This window comes from Shewanella sp. 1180_01 (assembly GCF_052850535.1).
The window spans coordinates 1-16,024 of the sequence record NZ_VXCT01000020.1 but is presented as its reverse complement, the minus strand read 5'-3'; the positions used below and the strand labels follow the sequence as shown (position 1 = coordinate 16,024).

Here is a 16,024-nt window from a genome sequence, read left to right as displayed (position 1 = left end):
GTGCCCCCTTAAACCGCTTGTTTCTTGAATAGCTCCCTAAAGACAGGGTAAATATCTTCGGCTTGACGTATGTGCTGCACGGCGATGTTGTCGTAATGCTGTTGCAGGGATTCATATTCACGCCACAAGGTCTGATGGGCGCGATTGGTGATTTCGATGTAGCTGTAGTAGCGCACCAGTGGCAAGATTTTTTGTTCTAACAATTGCCTACAGGTTGGTGAATCGTCGGCCCAGTTATCACCGTCGGATGCTTGGGCTGCGTAAATATTCCATTCATCAGCGGGGTAGCGGGCTTGTTGAATTTCATGCATTAATTTCAATGCACTGGACACTATGGTGCCGCCCGTTTCTTGGGAGTAAAAGAACTCGTGTTCATCGACTTCTTTAGCTTGGGTGTGGTGGCGAATGTAGACCACTTCTAAATTTTTATAGGTACGGGTGAGGAACAGATACAGCAAGATATAGAAGCGTTTTGCCATATCTTTAGTTGCCTGATCCATAGAACCAGACACATCCATCAAGCAGAACATCACGGCTTGGCTAGAAGGGATTTCCCTTTTGGAATAGTTATTAAAGCGTAGATCGAAGGTATCGATAAACGGCACTCTGGCAATCTTTTGTTTTAACTCCTCAATTTGGGCTTTTAAATCCAGAATCAACTCGGCCTTAGTGCCTGGAATATTTTCCAGTTCGGCAAGTTCTTGTTCTAACTCATTTAACAATTTCTTTTTACTGGCCGACATCGCAATGCGACGTGCCAGTGATGAACGTAATGAACGGACAATATTGATATTAGCGGGGACGCCATCATTGGTGAATCCCGCACGGTAGATTTGGTATTCCACCAGTTTATTAAGGCGATTTTTTTGTAGATTGGGGAGTTCTAAGTCCTCAAACAGTAATTCTAGATACTCATCCTTAGATATTTCGAACACAAAGTCATCGTCGCCTTCACCCGAATTTGAGGCTTCACCTTTGCCCGAACCGCCGCCAGAGCCACCGGGTGGCCGGTCAATTTTATCGCCACGGGTAAATTGGTCATTACCGGGATGCACTCTGTCCCTGACACCGCCTTTGCCTTGGTGAAACATAGGTTCACTGATATCCCGGGTGGGGATACTGATTTTTTCGCCTTTATCTACATCCGTTACGCTGCGGCGAGTCACAGCATCGCTGACGGCTTTTTTAATTTGTTGCTTATATCTATTGATAAAGCGTTGGCGGTTGACTGTGCTTTTTCCTTTCGCATTCAACCGTCTATCGATAAAGTTCGCCATACGCACCTCCCAAAACCCAGCGAAGGCTTTGGCAACACCAAAGCCCTGTACTTAGTTAGCGCAAGTTTAAGAAGATTTACGAACCCGTAAATACCACTCAGACAAGAGTCGGACTTGTTTCTTGGTATAGCCTTTCTCCATCATGCGATTGACGAAATCATCGTGTTTACGTTGATCGTCGTTCGATGTTTTGGCGTTAAAGGAAATAACAGGCAGTAAATCTTCTGTGTTGGAGAACATTTTCTTCTCGATCACAGTGCGTAGTTTCTCGTAGCTGGTCCAGAGCGGATTATTACCCTCATGGTTCGCGCGGGCGCGCAGTACAAAGTTGACGATTTCATTACGGAAATCTTTAGGATTGCTGATCCCCGCGGGTTTCTCAATTTTCTCTAGTTCAGCATTGAGGGCGGCGCGGTCGAATAGCTGACCTGTTTCTGGATCGCGGTATTCTTGATCTTGGATCCAAAAGTCGGCGTAAGTGACATAGCGGTCGAAGATATTTTGGCCGTATTCAGAGTAAGACTCTAAGTAAGCGGTTTGAATTTCTTTACCGATAAACTCGACGTATTTAGGGATCAAATAACCTTTTAGAAACTCCAGATAGCGTTCGGCGGTATCGCCGGGGAACTGTTCTTGTTCAATTTGCCGTTCGAGTACATAGAATAAATGCACTGGGTTGGCGGCGATTTCTGAATGATCGAAGTTAAATACCCGCGACAAAATCTTAAAGGCGAAACGGGTGGATAGCCCATTCATGCCTTCATCGACACCCGCGTAATCACGGTATTCTTGGTAAGACTTAGCCTTAGGATCGGTATCTTTCAGGCTTTCACCGTCATACACCCGCATCTTAGAGTAGGTGGAGGAGTTTTCAGGTGGCTTGATGCGCGACAACACACTAAATTGCGCTAGGGTTTCTAAGGTCCCTGGCGCGCAGGGCGCTTTTGATAACTCAGAGTTGATCAGCAGTTTTTGATAGATTTGCAGTTCTTCCGAAACCCGTAAACAGTAGGGCACTTTGACTATGTAAACCCGGTCGAGGAAGGCTTCGTTGTTTTTGTTATTTTTGAAGGTTGACCATTCGGACTCGTTTGAGTGAGCCAGAATAATTCCGCTATAGGGCAGGGCCGATAGGCCTTCAGTGCCGTTATAGTTGCCTTCTTGCGTCGCAGTTAGTAGTGGATGCAGCACTTTTATCGGTGCCTTAAACATCTCGACGAATTCCATCACCCCTTGGTTTGCGCGGCACAATGCACCCGAATAAGCGTAAGCATCGGCATCATCTTGGGAGAAATGCTCGAGCTGACGAATATCCACTTTACCGACGAGGGAGGAAATATCTTGGTTGTTTTCATCACCGGGCTCTGTTTTCGCTATCGCCACTTGGTCCAGAATTGATGGAAAGACTTTCACCACCCGAAATTTGGAGATATCGCCACCAAACTCATGCAGACGTTTTACCCCCCAAGGCGACATGATGGTTTTGAGATAGCGGTTAGGAATGTTGAACTCATCTTTTAACAGCTGACCATCTTCTTCTAAATCGAATAGACAGAAGGGATGATCGTTGACAGGGCTACGTACCCCATTTGCGCTCAGAATATAAATGGGCACTTTTTGCATCAGGGCTTTGAGTTTTTCGGCGAGTGATGACTTACCGCCGCCCACTGGGCCCAGTAGGTATAAAATTTGTTTGGATTCTTCTAATCCTTGAGCCGAGTGCTTTAGATAAGCCACGATTTGCTCTATGGCATCTTCCATGCCGAAGAAATCTTTAAATGCGGGATAGCGTGAAATAAGTCGATTCGAAAAAATACGGCTAAGTGTTGGATTTTTTGCGGTATCAATAACTTCTGCTTCACCGATTGCAAGCAGTAGTCGCTCTGATGCTGACATGTAAGCGCTGCGATCTTCTTTGCAGATATCCAGAAACTCTTGCAAAGAATATTCTTCATCGAGTTTTTGTTCGTAGCGCTTTTGGTAATGCTCGAAAATGCCCATATAAACCCCCTGAAACGCCAGTGATGTCATGGAACGGATAACTGGCTAGCCAGCCTCCTACTCTAATCTTAGACATAAACTCACTATCTGTGTCAAAAAAATATCAAATAAAACAATAACAAATAGTTGCAAACGCAATTATTGCACTTGTAGTTTACGGAGGGGCAATCAGCGGGATAAGGGATGTACGGCAAACGAGGGGCATAAAAAAAGAGCCACTAAGGCTCTTTTTACTGGGATTAACCCACTGCTCATACAGCAGTCAACAACGATAGGTTAAATGAATTAACCAGCGAAGTTTTGGTTAACGAAGTCCCAGTTAACTAATTGCCAGAAGTGGGCAAGGTAGTCAGGACGCACGTTACGGTAATCGATGTAGTAAGCGTGTTCCCACACGTCAACTGTCATGATTGGCGTTACTGAGCTGTCAGTCAGTGGCGTTGCAGCATTGCTAGTGTTAACGATAGCAAGTGTGCCATCGGCTTTTTTCACTAACCATGTCCAAGCGCTACCGAAGTTGTTTACTGCTGAATCAGTAAATTGTGCTTTGAATGCGTCGAATGAACCGAAAGCAGCTTTGATTGCATCAGCAACTGGGCCAGTCGGCTCGCCGCCAGCGTTTGGTGCTAGGCAGTTCCAGTAGAAAGTGTGGTTCCACACTTGAGCTGCGTTGTTGAATACGCCGCCAGTAGAAGTTTTGATGATATCTTCTAAAGATTTACCAGCGAAATCAGTTCCTTCGATTAAGCCGTTTAGCTTAACAACATAAGTGTTGTGATGCTTGCCGTAGTGGTATTCAATGGTTTCTTGAGAAATGTGTGGTTCTAGTGCGTTCTTTGCATATGGTAATGCGGGTAATTCGAAAGCCATTAGTATCTCTCCATGGTCTTAGGTTATCGTTTTTAAACGTGCTCACTTAGGACTATTGTACCGATAAAATTTGTGATGTGAATCATTGTTTAGCTAATTGACTAGATAGACGCCATCGAAAAATCAAATGTGGGCATAACCTTACAAACTGTGGGATTTTGTTCTGCCTCTAGCTGACGTACAATAGCTGCATTGAGTCAATGTCATCCTACTTAGGAATCAAAATGGAAACAGTAGAGAAAATTAAGCAGCAGATCACGGAAAACCCTATCATTGTTTATATGAAAGGTTCTCCTAAGTTGCCTAGCTGTGGCTTCTCGTCACAGGTAGCTCAGATCATGATTAACTGCGGTGAGCAGTTTGCATTCGTGGATATTCTTCAGCATCCAGACATTCGCGCAGAATTACCTAAGTTTGCTAACTGGCCGACTTTCCCACAATTGTGGATTGAAGGTGAGTTGATCGGTGGCTGTGATATCGTCGTGGACATGTTCCAAAAAGGCGAATTACAACCTTTGATTAAAGCCGCTGCCGCTAAGATCAAGACTGAAGAATAAGCGTTAATGCTTATTTTATAAGTATGAATGAAAAAGCCGCCATGATTAATATCATGGCGGCTTTTTTGTCGCTGCTTTTCAGAGTTCTATTGCTAAAAAACCACTACAACAAACACTTCAATAACACTGTGATTCCTCAAGCCCCCAAGCAAAAATTAGTGAGGGGCGACATCTGACACATTGTGCTTATCGTGTGGCTTGGTTGCAGGCAATAATAAGTTCATGGTAATCGCGACAATGCCGCACAAGCTGATACCGGTCAGACTGAATGAACCTATGCCAAATGCCATACCGCCGATACCAAATACTAAGGTGACTCCGACAATGCTTAAATTACGCGGCTCAGACAAATCCACATGATTGCGAATAAGGGTGTTGAGGCCAACGGCTGCAATTGAGCCGAATAACAAACACATAATACCGCCCATGACTGGGACGGGAATGGTTTGCATCAGCGCACCTAGTTTGCCGACAAAGGCCAACGTGATGGCGGTAATGGCGGTCCAAGTCATAATTTTTGGATCAAAATTGCGCGTTAGGGTTACAGCACCAGTGACTTCTGAGTAAGTCGTGTTTGGCGGGCCACCGAAGGCCGCTGCGGCAATTGTGGCGACACCGTCTCCCGTTAGTGTGCGGTGTAGGCCAGGTTTTTTCATAAAATCTTTACCTGTAACATTGGATATCGCCAAAATATCACCTATGTGTTCAACCGCCGGAGCGATTGCCACTGGGATCATAAAGGCGATGGCATGCCAGTTAAATTCGGGTGCGACAAATTTAGGAATCGCAATCCAACTGGCGGCAGTCACTACGGCAAAGTCAACAATACCAAAGGCAAGACTTAAGCCGTAGCCCACGATAATCCCGGCTAAAATCGGCATGACTTTGAGTAAGCCCTTGGCAAAAATTGCCACTGCTATTGTGGTACAGAGTGACGCGAGTGAAATAAATAGCGCAGTATTGGTGTCAACAAGGGTCAAGCTACCATCGCCACTTTTCCCCAATGCCATATTCACGGCAACTGGAGCTAGGCCAAGGCCAATGATAATGATCACAGGACCCACTACCACAGGCGGTAATAGCCTATGGATGAAGTCGGTGCCGCGCACTTTGACCAAGGCGCCGAGCATGACGTAGACCACGCCCGCGGCCATAATGCCGCCCATGGTGGAGGGAATGCCCCAAGTCTGCACGCCATAGAGTATGGGGGCAATAAAGGCGAAGGATGAGGCAAGGAAGATAGGCACTTGGCGTTTAGTGATCAATTGGAACAGTAGGGTGCCGATACCTGCGGTAAACAATGCCACACTGGTGTCGAGTCCTGTCAGTAGCGGCATTAGCACTAGGGCACCGAAGGCTACAAACAGCATTTGCGCGCCCTGTAGGGGGATTGCGAGTCGTCTCATTTATTATTCTCGTTAATATTAGGGTAAACCGCCAAATGATATCAGTTTGTTGGATTTTGAGCAGAAGAAAATCGCCCGTTTTGCCGACTCGGATCACTGTTTGGATTTTCCATGCCATGGCTGGCACCGAAATGGGGCTAAATTTTGCCAAGACTCGCTTAAGGCGCTAACTATGGTACAATTTGCCCCATCTGACGTTACTTCAACTACTCAAAGATGCTGAAATTCCTATTGAAGCCGAGCTTAATTGCATTTCTATATTGTCTGTTCACGATTAATAGCGTCAATGCTGTTGAGGTGAGTAAATTAGATGAGGCCAATGTGCCTGTGTCTTCGCGCGCGGTTGCTGAACGCGACAAAGCCTTAAAAAGTGCACTTGAGCAAGTCATTATCAAGAACACTGGTACGGCGCGATCCCTCGATAACAGTCTGATCCAATCTCAGCTCAGTAATCCTGATACCTTGCTGAGCCAGTATGGTTATATCGAGCAGAATGGCCAATTACTGTTAACGGCCAGTTTTGAACACCGTCGCATCGTGGCGCTACTGCGTCAGGCGCAATTACCGGTTTGGGGAACACAACGCCCGCTGACCTTATTTTGGGTCGCAATGCCAGGTGATGGCGACACTGTGATATTGGGTGACTCGTCTGCGTTAGCCGAACGTAAACTCTTTAGTGATTTTTCCGATGCACGTGGAATTCCGGTACTTTTGCCTATCTTAGATCTTGATGAGTTGATGGGGATTAATCCTAACGATATTAAAGGTATGTTTGCAGATATCGTGGCGAGTGTCTCTGGCCGCTATCAAGCTGACTTTTTGGCGCTGGTGGCGATTGATGCCGCTGGCAGTCAAGTTCGTTATCGTTTAAATCTCTATACTAAGGCCACCATTGACTCTTTGACGCCACCGTTATTCAGCTACAACGGCACTGCTGAAAATTCGACTCAGGCGATTGAAGCCATGATGGCGGCGTTAGGCGAATACTATTTTACTAAGTACGCGATTGCTGATACTGGTACACAGCAAGGCGCGAGTGTCACTTTTGTGAATATTCAAAAAATGGCGCAACTAGTTGAAGTTGAAAAATATTTGAAACAACTCAGCGCGATTAAAAATGCCACGTTAACGCATATTCAAGGTCATACCGTGACCTTCTCGCTAGATTTGTTTGGCTCAGAAACGGATTTACAACGTTTATTAAGCTTAGAGCCGCGAATTTCTGTGGTTGCAACTGTTAGCGCGGGGGAATTTAGTCCAGTCTCTAACCAAACAGGCAAGCCTGTGTATGAATGGCGTTTACCTTAAGATGTTATCGGCCGTGCTTAGCCATGCTAAGCGCGGCATTGTTTTTATTTGATATTGAGAAGACCGAGTGCCCTTAAACTCACCTCTGCAACTCTCGTTACCTGTGCATTTGCCAGACGACGAAACCTTTAATAGTTATTACCCTGCCGCGGGTAATGATGAGCTTATTCAAAAACTGAGAGCCAATGCCGAAGGGCAGGGTGAAGCCGCCATTTATTTTTGGGGCCCAGTCAAATCGGGTCGAACCCATTTAATGCACGCCGCTTGTGCCCACGCCAATGAAGTTGAACGTCGCAGCTTTTATATTCCCTTAGGCATACATGCGAGCATTTCGACCGCCTTGCTTGAAGGACTAGAACAGTTAGATTTAGTCTGTATCGATGATGTCGATGCCATCGCCGGTCACCCCGTCTGGGAAGAAGCGATTTTTGATCTCTATAATCGCGTCGCCGAACATAAAAATTGTGCCTTGGTGGTCAGTGGCAGTTCGTCTCCTGCGGATGCGGGTTTCCTCTTGCCAGATCTTGTTTCACGTATGCAGTGGGGGTTGAATTATCAACTGCAACCTATGGCTGATGATGAGAAACTTGCCGCACTGCAACGCCGCGCCGCCATGCGTGGCCTGCAATTGCCGGAAGACGTGGGACGTTTTTTGCTGAACCGAATGGCGCGGGATTTACGTACCTTGTTCGATGTACTGGATAAGTTAGATAAAGCCTCATTAGTGCACCAGCGCAAGCTCACCATTCCCTTTGCCAAAGAGATGCTGCATCTTTAAAAGCAAGATTGGATTAATACATGGTTTGAGTCGGCTTTTTAGCGTGTTTTGAACATTCTTTTGAGTTGGTTGTGAGTTAGTTGTGAGTTGGTTTTGAATTAGCGTTGAGCGATGTAAACACTCAAAAATGTAAAATCCCTTCAGCGTAAAGCCCAAAAAAAGCCCGTCATGCTGAATGCAGACGGGCTTTTTGTTTATCTAAAGCTTAAATCCTCTATTGCTGAGGATGTCGGTGCCGGTCGCCACTTAAGCGAAGTTCAGGCTCAAAGCGTGGCAGCACATCGTTTGCCTGTGCATTATTTTGGCCTTTGAGCTGCGCATTCGCAGGCGATATGGCTAATGTTTGACGCCAGCTTTGACCTTGGGTCATGGCAATCGGCTCGGGTAGGCTTTCTATCAGACTGATGCCATCAAGCTCTGGTAGAATTTCATCAATCACCAGTGCAGCGCGATTCTCTAGGCTGTCTTGTGCAATTCTACCTCTTTGTCCCCAGTCAATAATCAGCGTATCAGCGGTTAACAACGCAGGTTTATTGGTGACGGCGACATCACGTAATATCTGATAGCGATAACTCATCATGGCTTCTTCAAACAGCATAGCCGTGTCTTCACGGGTACTGGAATAGGCATAGAAGTCGCTGGCGATATCGGTAGAAAAGAATGTACTCACATCCGATGGTTGATAGGCCTTTTGCACATTATTCGCCGCTGCGCCGAGGAAACGGACATTGGCAAGTCCCATCATTTCAGTGCTCATTAGTGGATAGCTGGTGCTGACTTGATCAGATATCAGGCTCTTGTTGGCATTGCGGCGACTGTAATCATCTAGCAGTCTTGGCCCTGTGAGTGAGGCATGTACGCTGCGGGGGAAGAAGTCATTGGCATGGGCTAGCTCGTGATACAGCAATGAGGCTAGATCAGGATTGATTTGTGCTAACGTTCGGTCTGCTCTGACGGTGATAGGTACGCCAAGTGATGCATATTGATTGTCTTTTACATAACGCCAAGGCATCACAAAGTTAAGATCATCACCGAAATTACTGCGGTAATCCGGCGCTTCATTAATGGTGTCACGCTGGCTTGGCGTAAGCCATAAATCGTCTGGATCGAGATAAATCGCCCCTGTTACCACCCAATAGAAGGAAGGGCGCACGTCATAGCTAATCACCACGGCCGTGACGGATTGTAACAGGCGAGCAAAATCGCTGTTGGGGTCCATCTGAGCTAAAAAGGCGGCAAAGTTATCGCCCATCCAGTCGTGGGAAACCAGTACACGATTAAGAATGGTCTCGCGATTTAGATCGCTTGAGGTTTGGCCTATCAAAGGTAAGATATTGATAGTGCAGCTATCATTGAGCTGATTAGAGTAAACGCAGCCCGCTAGTACATTGGCGTAAGGCGAAGCTGGACGATAGGCGTGAGTGCGCGCCACTGGGGTATCGAAATATTGCGAGCTGATCGCCGGCGCGGCGGTTGTTAGTACAAAAGTATCATCACTGAGTGAGTTACCGTTGATACTGGCGTTCACTTTGAGCCGAGTGATTGTATCTTGGGCGATCGTTGGCGCGGTATATAAAGGTCTAAATGGGTCGCTCAAATCGACCATTAAATCAGGGCCAGACGCCACGCACCAAGAGATATTCGCTGCGCTTAATCCTGATTGTTGTCCGAGCCTTAAGCTGACATTATTACCTTCAACCACTTGGTGATCTTGGCGGACGTTCAGTATACCCGTCGATGCGGGATCGACATTAATGCCAATTTCTCCGCTGACATCTAGATTACTTCCCGTAACATGTAAGCTAAAACGGTAGCCGCCTGCGGTGGGAGTATCAAAGGCTAATACCGGGCTGTTTTGACTGACTAATTGTATGATAGGTCCATCGATTTGCTGCCAGCGAAAGGTTAAGTTTTGGCTATCGCGATTAAGGATGTTGGCAATGATGGCACTGGATTGACCTGCCACATAAGTCGGTTCAGTTTGAAAACGGATTGAGGATGATGTGGTAACAAGAAGTGGCGAAATGCTATCTGTGCAGCGTGGCAGTGAGGCGGAGGGGGGCGTTACTCCGCCATTATCTGTGTTGCTTTCTCCACCGCCTCCGCACGCCATGAGTAGGCTAGAGCAGGCCATTAATCCCAAAAGCTTCAGTGGCATCGATATCCCCATTACAGCATTCTCCCTTGTTAACTCAGCAGTGCGATTAGACTTTTTGTGACTCACTGGATACTAAAGTCCCACGATGAGAAACTGACTATAGCACGAGGGTTAGGTTGCAAAAAGTAAGCATAAGTATAATAAATGTTAATTTTGCACGGTTTAACTGTTTATTTAACAGCTCGTTTAACTGTTTGTTTAGCTGGGCATTGAACTGAGGATGAAGGGGATATTTGAACGCAGATCTGCAGCGGAGTTTGGCGTTGCGATATAAAAATGCCGTCATACCCAGTAAGGCAAGACGGCACTGAAATCACTTAATATGCAATGGCTTATTCTTTAGACTTTTTCTTCAGGCCTAATCCCAGTTCACGACCACGGATCCGAGCGTAGAAGGGGAAGGCAATCAGCAGTACACCAATCAACAATACTTCGATTAATGCAAAAGCGAAGGCATCGGTAGTGACATAAAGCAGTGTCAGTCCATGCAGCATATAAAGGCACAGAACAAAACTCGCCCAAGCATAAGTATATGGATTACCTTGGAAAACCCCTTTTGCAGGTAGTAATAATGGCACTATCCATAATAGGCTAAATAGCAGAGTGTATTCACCGCTAATCCCTTGGCCAACAAACCAGCCGCCTAATAGCAGAACGAGCGCGAAGTAACCTAAACGGCTAAGGGTAAATAAGGTGTTGGACGTCATATGTCTACCTAACGATTAAAATTAAAGCGATTTTTGTTTTAAAATCATTGGTTAAAGAATAGCGAGCACATTCTCTGGAGGACGGCCGATGGCAGCGCGTTGATTGGCGAGCACAATCGGGCGTTCGATGAGTTTAGGCGTGTTCACCATGGCCTCAATCAATTGCTGCTCCGTCAACGAGGTGTCGGCAAGTTCCAAGTCTTGATATTCCGCTTCCTTGGAGCGCATTAATTGGCGAGCACTGATGCCTAATTTAGCCAGAATATCGCCGATGACTTCAGCCGTAGGGGGCGTTTTTAAGTATTCCACTAGGGTAATATCGCAACCTTGTTGCTCAAGTAGAGCTAAGGTTTCACGGCTTTTTGAACAACGTGGGTTATGGTAAATCGTCGCTTGGGTCATAGTGCTAGAGGCTCAATACGGGCTGAAATAACAATGGAGCGGATGATAACAGAAAAAACAGCGCCCCGTCAGTGTGTTCGGGGCGCATAAGTGAGCTATTAAGTTAAATTAATTTATAAAACAACTGATTACTTAAGTGCTTCCATCTCTTTATCGGCCATTTTGAATTGGCGAATACGGGCTTCAATACGTGCAAGCTGTAAGGGATTACTTTCGGATGCACGGTAGGCAAAGTTAAGCTGATCGATAGCGCCCTTATAGTTAGCCCCTAATGCCATGAGCTCAGCGGTGGAAAAATATTCCAATGCCTGATTGCCTGTTTTTTTATAGACAGCGCTCAGCAATTGATAGGGCAGCTGATTTTGCTTATCGAGGAATATCATATCTTCTAGTAAAGGGATTGCCTTAGGGGCTTGGTCAGCTTCGAGGTAGATATTGGCTAAGTTGGCGTTAATCACTTGCGATGTTGGCTTCATTTTTCGCTGGGCTTCAAGCATCGCAATCGCCTTCGCGTAGTCTTTACGTTCGGTCAGTAAATCGGCTTTTGTATCGATATAAAACAGGTTGTTATCATCAATTTTCAACAGTTCATCGACGATTTTTTCCGACTCACCAAACTTCTTCAATCTAAACAAGGCCAGCGCTTTGCCATAGAGCGCTGCCTCTTTAAAGCTGTAGGTCTGTTTGTTCAGTTGTCTGTCAAACATGCTTAAAACCGCTTCGTCGCTATAACTGGAAAAACGGACTTGAATACGGGCTTTCGCCAGCTGGAAATTCAGGTTGTCGGGAATATAACGCTTAGGATACTGCTCGGCGCGGTTACGGGCTTCGGTGATCCGCGACTCTGGTAATGGGTGAGTTAGCAGCATTTGTGGCGGTGTGGTGGTAAAGCGGTAACGAGTGGCTAACTTGCCAAAGAAATCCGCTGCAGCGTTGGGATCAAAGCCTGCATCCACCAAAATTTGCATACCGATGCGGTCGGCTTCTTTCTCGTGCAAACGGGTATAGTTGATTTTTGATTGTGTTGCCATCGCTTGGGTCGTCGCCAGTGCAGCCATACCGGCTTGTGGTACGGCAATGGTTAATAAAATGGCGCCGAGTAAACCCGCAATTGTCGCAGGATTGCTCTTTTGTTGTGCTTCGAGCGAACGCGCAAGGTGACGTTGGGTAACGTGGGTAATTTCGTGGCCGAGTACTGAGGCGAGTTCGCTTTCGTTATCGGCATTGAGAAATAAGCCAGTGTGCACGGCAACATGGCCGCCGAAGAAGGCGAAGGCGTTGATTTCATCATTTTGTAACAGGAAGAAATAGAAGGGCGTTTTTACCCCTGTGGCATGGGCGACCAGTTTGTTGCCAAGCTCAGTAAGATATTGACTTAACACGGGATCATTTAACATAGGCGCCGAGGAGCGAATAATGCGCATGTAGGCATCACCGTAAACCATTTCTTTTTCAAGGCTGAAGGTGTTAACTGCGGCCGTACCTAAATCCGGTAAGTCATTGTTAGCAAAGCTTTTGGCGGCGAAGGTTAGCAGCATCAAAGAGAGTGCGCCTGCAACAAAAGGTTTTAATCGAGTCAAAAAAGTCAAATTACGCAAGCGGATCCTTTTATTTCTAATTATCTCAACTAAAGGCAGAGATACTGCACTTAGCTTGTAGTTTGAGGTGCAACTTAGGATAATAGCCCAAGTTCGTCTATAGCAAGTTCATTATGATTTTTATTGATTTAACGCTATTTCGCTGTCCTGTGCCTTTAGTTAAAGTGAAGCTTGCATTGAAGCCAATGCGAGACGGCGAGCAATTGCATATCTTACTCTCTGACTCAGGCTCGAGGCGAGATGTTCCCCAATATTTAAAAAAACAAGGTCACGTCGTGCAAGAGTTGCGTAATGATGTGAGTCTGTTAGCCTTGATGATCACCAAAGTTGATCTATCTCTGGGATAAATTGAGGATTTCCATGTTAAATCCTGTCCGAGTCGCGGCCTAATTTAATGTGCACGCTAGATAAGTTCACCAAATGAGTTTGCTAGCTGGGCGTAAGATTTCAGTTCTGCTAACAAGTTGAAGTGAAAGTAGTTTGAGTAACGTCGTAGATAACACCATGATAAATAAACTTTCCTGAGCGTTTGGGAAGCCTAGCCAACCATCACTATTGGAATGATCCATGTTTACTGTTTTTTCTCGTTGGTATCAAGAGCGCTTTAGTGATCCACAAGCTGTGACCTTAATGGCTATTCTTGTTGGGTTCGCGTTAGTGATTTATTTTGCCGCAGGTTTACTTGCCCCCTTATTAGTCGCGCTGGTGTTGGCATTTTTATTGGAATGGCCCGTGGCGCAAATGCTGAAATTAGGCATTAATCGCACCGCTGGTGCGTCCTTAGTTATCGTGTTGTTTTTGGGCATTGTGGTCTTACTGACATTTGGCTTAATTCCGAGTGTGTGGCGTCAAGGCGTGAGCTTAATTGCCGATTTGCCGAGCATGATAGATAAAGGGCTGCTGACGATACAAACCTTGATCAACCAATACCCGCAATTTATCAATCCTGAGCAATTAGATTTGATGGTCGCAGAGCTTAAAAAACTGCTCGATACTCAGCATGTACTGGATATTGCTAAGCAATTAATTGGCTATTCAGCGTCATTACTCGTCTTGATGGTATACGCGATTTTAGTGCCTCTGTTGGTGTTTTTCTTTTTAAAGGATAAAGATCAGCTGATCAGTGGCAGTAAGCGTTTTTTCCCTGCTAATCGTCAATTAGCCCGCAAAGTGTGGTTTGAAATGCATCAGCAAATTTTCAATTACATTCGTGGCAAAGTGATTGAAATCGTGGTGGTTGGTGTCGCGAGCTATATCTTGTTTGCCTTAATGGGGCTGAGGTATTCAATGTTGCTCGGGGTGTTGACTGGCTTGTCGGTATTGATCCCCTATGTTGGCGCAACCTTAGTCACCTTGCCGATCACCTTAGTGGCATTTTTTCAGTGGGGTTTTAGTTCTGAATTCGGCTATTTGATGTTGGGTTACGGCATTATTCAGGCGCTCGACGGTAATTTACTCGTGCCGATTTTGTTCTCCGATGCGGTGGATTTGCATCCAGTGATAATCATAGCCGCGGTATTAGTCTTTGGTGGTTTATGGGGCGTGTGGGGGGTATTCTTTGCTATTCCATTGGCTTCCTTGGTTAAAGCCGTGATTAACGCTTGGCCTAAAACTGAGGTTGAAACTCTCCATGGACTCGATGCGAGTTGATGCCGACTCGCTGAACGGTTTGCTTAGCTTGTCCTTGTGAGCATTGAGTACCGTCATGGAACTTCAATGCCAGAGACGAGTAGGGCGTTCAGGCGCACATTTAGGCACATATATAGGCGCCACGTTTCGTCTCCATTACACATATTCATCAATCACTCGCTATATTTCCTGTTTAGCGTTATTGCCTTCGGGGTTTGTCATTTGTCTTCAAGCCCCTCGAATAGAGCTCATATTGTCTAATTCAGGCTTTTTATTTTGTCCTTAGTCGCTCTAGGGATTTACATTATGTAGCCTCTAGGTTAGGCATATGTAAAACTCTTATATAAGCATGTGGTTACATGATGCAGCGCACATTTTACCCTTGAGTATGTTGATAAAGTTGGGGTGCTTAGCATGGGTTTGCTTATTCATACATCCTTAGCTAAGTTATATCGAGTCGTGCTATTTACTTTTGGTTGCGAGATGGAAGTCACCCTGACAAGAATTTCCACTGACAATCGCCATTGGAGGATACTATTGTGAGCAAAAAACTATTAAGTGCGCTTTTCGGGGCTAGTCTCGCAGCGTTAGCGCTGTCGCCAACCGCATTTGCTGCAGATCAAAAATTGTCTGATTTCCACGCTGAGTCGGGTGGATGTGAAAGCTGTCATAAAGATGGCACACCTTCTGCGGATGGTGCCTTTGAATTTGAACAGTGTCAAAGCTGTCACGGTTCTCTTGCTGAGATGGACGCTGTGCATAAACCACATGACGGCAATTTAGTCTGTGCAGATTGTCATGCGGTGCATGATATGAATGTAGGTGAAAAACCGACCTGTGAAAGCTGCCATGATGATGGCCGTACACCAGCGACTATTCTGAAAAAATAATCAAAAAATAATAGAAACGTTGGCGTGAACCTTCAAGTCTAAACAAATAACGCCAGCTTATTTGCTTAATGCCACTCGCTTAAGAGCGAGTGGCATTTTTACTTGGATATTTCACCGTTTTCTTTAGCACCACACGCGGGTAGCTGGGTCGTTTCCTCTTCGGAGGTAAAATCAACCTTTTGCCATTTTCCCTCAGTCGTTTTAAGTGCTGTGGGATCACTCCAGGATTCCCTCTGTCGCTCCAACCAAACTCATCCTGGATTAAAAACAGGGCATTAATGAAACTTATCCTCTGTGGCTCAACTTTATGCTGTACTGCCATTGCGGCCATCTCTAGCCGAACAATATTGTAGGTCGTCAAGATCCCCCATAATTCTTAATACACCCCATCCTTCTTCTTACTGCGCAGGACCGGTTTATTTTCCAGTTGATATTGCTTTAGC

General features: G+C 45.8%; 14 protein-coding genes. 6 read left to right on the top strand and 8 right to left on the bottom strand.

Translation table 11 applies throughout. From position 1 onward, the window contains the following. Positions 1-8: 8 nt before the first annotated feature. The 3 genes from FW758_RS12070 to sodB all read right to left on the bottom strand — a co-directional run bounded on the left by FW758_RS12070 (position 9) and on the right by sodB (position 4,148). Complete coding sequence (locus FW758_RS12070) at positions 9-1,277, bottom strand: YeaH/YhbH family protein (RefSeq protein ID WP_259521433.1); 1,269 nt, start codon at positions 1,275-1,277, stop codon at positions 9-11. Between the two features lie 66 nt (positions 1,278-1,343). Then, positions 1,344-3,278: a PrkA family serine protein kinase gene (locus FW758_RS12065; RefSeq protein WP_446445513.1), complete on the bottom strand. Its 1,935-nt coding sequence runs from the start codon at positions 3,276-3,278 to the stop codon at positions 1,344-1,346. A gap of 285 nt (positions 3,279-3,563) precedes the next feature. After that, positions 3,564-4,148 (bottom strand): superoxide dismutase [Fe], encoded by a 585-nt coding sequence (gene sodB, locus FW758_RS12060; RefSeq protein WP_446445512.1) that lies wholly within the window; start codon positions 4,146-4,148, stop codon positions 3,564-3,566. 224 nt (positions 4,149-4,372) lie between these two features. On the opposite strand from sodB, the gene grxD reads away from it, so the two are divergent. Beyond that, on the top strand, positions 4,373-4,705 hold the full coding sequence (gene grxD, locus FW758_RS12055) for a Grx4 family monothiol glutaredoxin (RefSeq protein WP_011846572.1): 333 nt from the start codon (positions 4,373-4,375) through the stop codon (positions 4,703-4,705). 155 nt (positions 4,706-4,860) lie between these two features. Here the strand turns inward: grxD and FW758_RS12050 are convergent, their stop codons facing one another. Continuing rightward, positions 4,861-6,111, bottom strand: a complete 1,251-nt coding sequence (locus FW758_RS12050) for a uracil-xanthine permease family protein (protein ID WP_106650264.1) — start codon at positions 6,109-6,111, stop codon at positions 4,861-4,863. Between the two features lie 216 nt (positions 6,112-6,327). On the opposite strand from FW758_RS12050, the gene FW758_RS12045 reads away from it, so the two are divergent. Both FW758_RS12045 and hda read left to right on the top strand, forming a co-directional pair. Then, positions 6,328-7,419 carry a DUF2066 domain-containing protein gene (locus FW758_RS12045; protein WP_446445511.1) on the top strand — a complete coding sequence of 364 codons (1,092 nt, stop codon included), beginning with the start codon at positions 6,328-6,330 and terminating at the stop codon, positions 7,417-7,419. A gap of 67 nt (positions 7,420-7,486) precedes the next feature. After that, positions 7,487-8,197, top strand: a complete 711-nt coding sequence (hda, locus tag FW758_RS12040) for a DnaA inactivator Hda (RefSeq protein WP_446445510.1) — start codon at positions 7,487-7,489, stop codon at positions 8,195-8,197. Between the two features lie 214 nt (positions 8,198-8,411). On the opposite strand, the gene FW758_RS12035 is transcribed toward hda, so the two are convergent. The 4 genes from FW758_RS12035 to bepA form a co-directional block, all read right to left on the bottom strand. Then, a complete protein-coding gene (locus FW758_RS12035; RefSeq protein ID WP_446445509.1) occupies positions 8,412-10,367 on the bottom strand; it encodes a hypothetical protein in 1,956 nt (651 codons plus the stop codon). A 320-nt stretch (positions 10,368-10,687) separates the two neighbouring features. Further along, positions 10,688-11,062 (bottom strand): DUF2069 domain-containing protein, encoded by a 375-nt coding sequence (locus FW758_RS12030; protein WP_006081294.1) that lies wholly within the window; start codon positions 11,060-11,062, stop codon positions 10,688-10,690. A gap of 51 nt (positions 11,063-11,113) precedes the next feature. Further along, positions 11,114-11,464 carry an arsenate reductase (glutaredoxin) gene (gene arsC, locus FW758_RS12025; RefSeq protein ID WP_446445508.1) on the bottom strand — a complete coding sequence of 117 codons (351 nt, stop codon included), beginning with the start codon at positions 11,462-11,464 and terminating at the stop codon, positions 11,114-11,116. 128 nt (positions 11,465-11,592) lie between these two features. Further along, positions 11,593-13,062: a beta-barrel assembly-enhancing protease gene (bepA, locus tag FW758_RS12020; protein ID WP_006081296.1), complete on the bottom strand. Its 1,470-nt coding sequence runs from the start codon at positions 13,060-13,062 to the stop codon at positions 11,593-11,595. Between the two features lie 113 nt (positions 13,063-13,175). Here bepA and FW758_RS12015 point away from each other — a divergent pair, with 113 nt between their 5' ends. The 3 genes from FW758_RS12015 to cctA all read left to right on the top strand — a co-directional run bounded on the left by FW758_RS12015 (position 13,176) and on the right by cctA (position 15,581). Further along, complete coding sequence (locus tag FW758_RS12015) at positions 13,176-13,409, top strand: sulfurtransferase TusA family protein (RefSeq protein ID WP_446445507.1); 234 nt, start codon at positions 13,176-13,178, stop codon at positions 13,407-13,409. Between the two features lie 220 nt (positions 13,410-13,629). Then, complete coding sequence (locus FW758_RS12010) at positions 13,630-14,712, top strand: AI-2E family transporter (RefSeq protein WP_446445506.1); 1,083 nt, start codon at positions 13,630-13,632, stop codon at positions 14,710-14,712. 518 nt (positions 14,713-15,230) lie between these two features. After that, a complete protein-coding gene (gene cctA / locus FW758_RS12005; protein WP_006081299.1) occupies positions 15,231-15,581 on the top strand; it encodes a tetraheme c-type cytochrome CctA in 351 nt (116 codons plus the stop codon). Positions 15,582-16,024: the final 443 nt, after the last annotated feature.

What these genes read in the sequence shown, in the direction of transcription:
- FW758_RS12070 (WP_259521433.1), bottom strand. Translation starts at nt 1,277, where the DNA reads ATGGCGAACTTTATCGATAGACGGTTGAATGCGAAAGGAAAAAGCACA.
- FW758_RS12065 (WP_446445513.1), bottom strand. Translation starts at nt 3,278, where the DNA reads ATGGGCATTTTCGAGCATTACCAAAAGCGCTACGAACAAAAACTCGAT.
- sodB (WP_446445512.1), bottom strand. Translation starts at nt 4,148, where the DNA reads ATGGCTTTCGAATTACCCGCATTACCATATGCAAAGAACGCACTAGAA.
- grxD (WP_011846572.1), top strand. Translation starts at nt 4,373, where the DNA reads ATGGAAACAGTAGAGAAAATTAAGCAGCAGATCACGGAAAACCCTATC.
- FW758_RS12050 (WP_106650264.1), bottom strand. Translation starts at nt 6,111, where the DNA reads ATGAGACGACTCGCAATCCCCCTACAGGGCGCGCAAATGCTGTTTGTA.
- FW758_RS12045 (WP_446445511.1), top strand. Translation starts at nt 6,328, where the DNA reads ATGCTGAAATTCCTATTGAAGCCGAGCTTAATTGCATTTCTATATTGT.
- FW758_RS12035 (WP_446445509.1), bottom strand. Translation starts at nt 10,367, where the DNA reads ATGGGGATATCGATGCCACTGAAGCTTTTGGGATTAATGGCCTGCTCT.
- FW758_RS12030 (WP_006081294.1), bottom strand. Translation starts at nt 11,062, where the DNA reads ATGACGTCCAACACCTTATTTACCCTTAGCCGTTTAGGTTACTTCGCG.
- arsC (WP_446445508.1), bottom strand. Translation starts at nt 11,464, where the DNA reads ATGACCCAAGCGACGATTTACCATAACCCACGTTGTTCAAAAAGCCGT.
- FW758_RS12015 (WP_446445507.1), top strand. Translation starts at nt 13,176, where the DNA reads ATGATTTTTATTGATTTAACGCTATTTCGCTGTCCTGTGCCTTTAGTT.
- FW758_RS12010 (WP_446445506.1), top strand. Translation starts at nt 13,630, where the DNA reads ATGTTTACTGTTTTTTCTCGTTGGTATCAAGAGCGCTTTAGTGATCCA.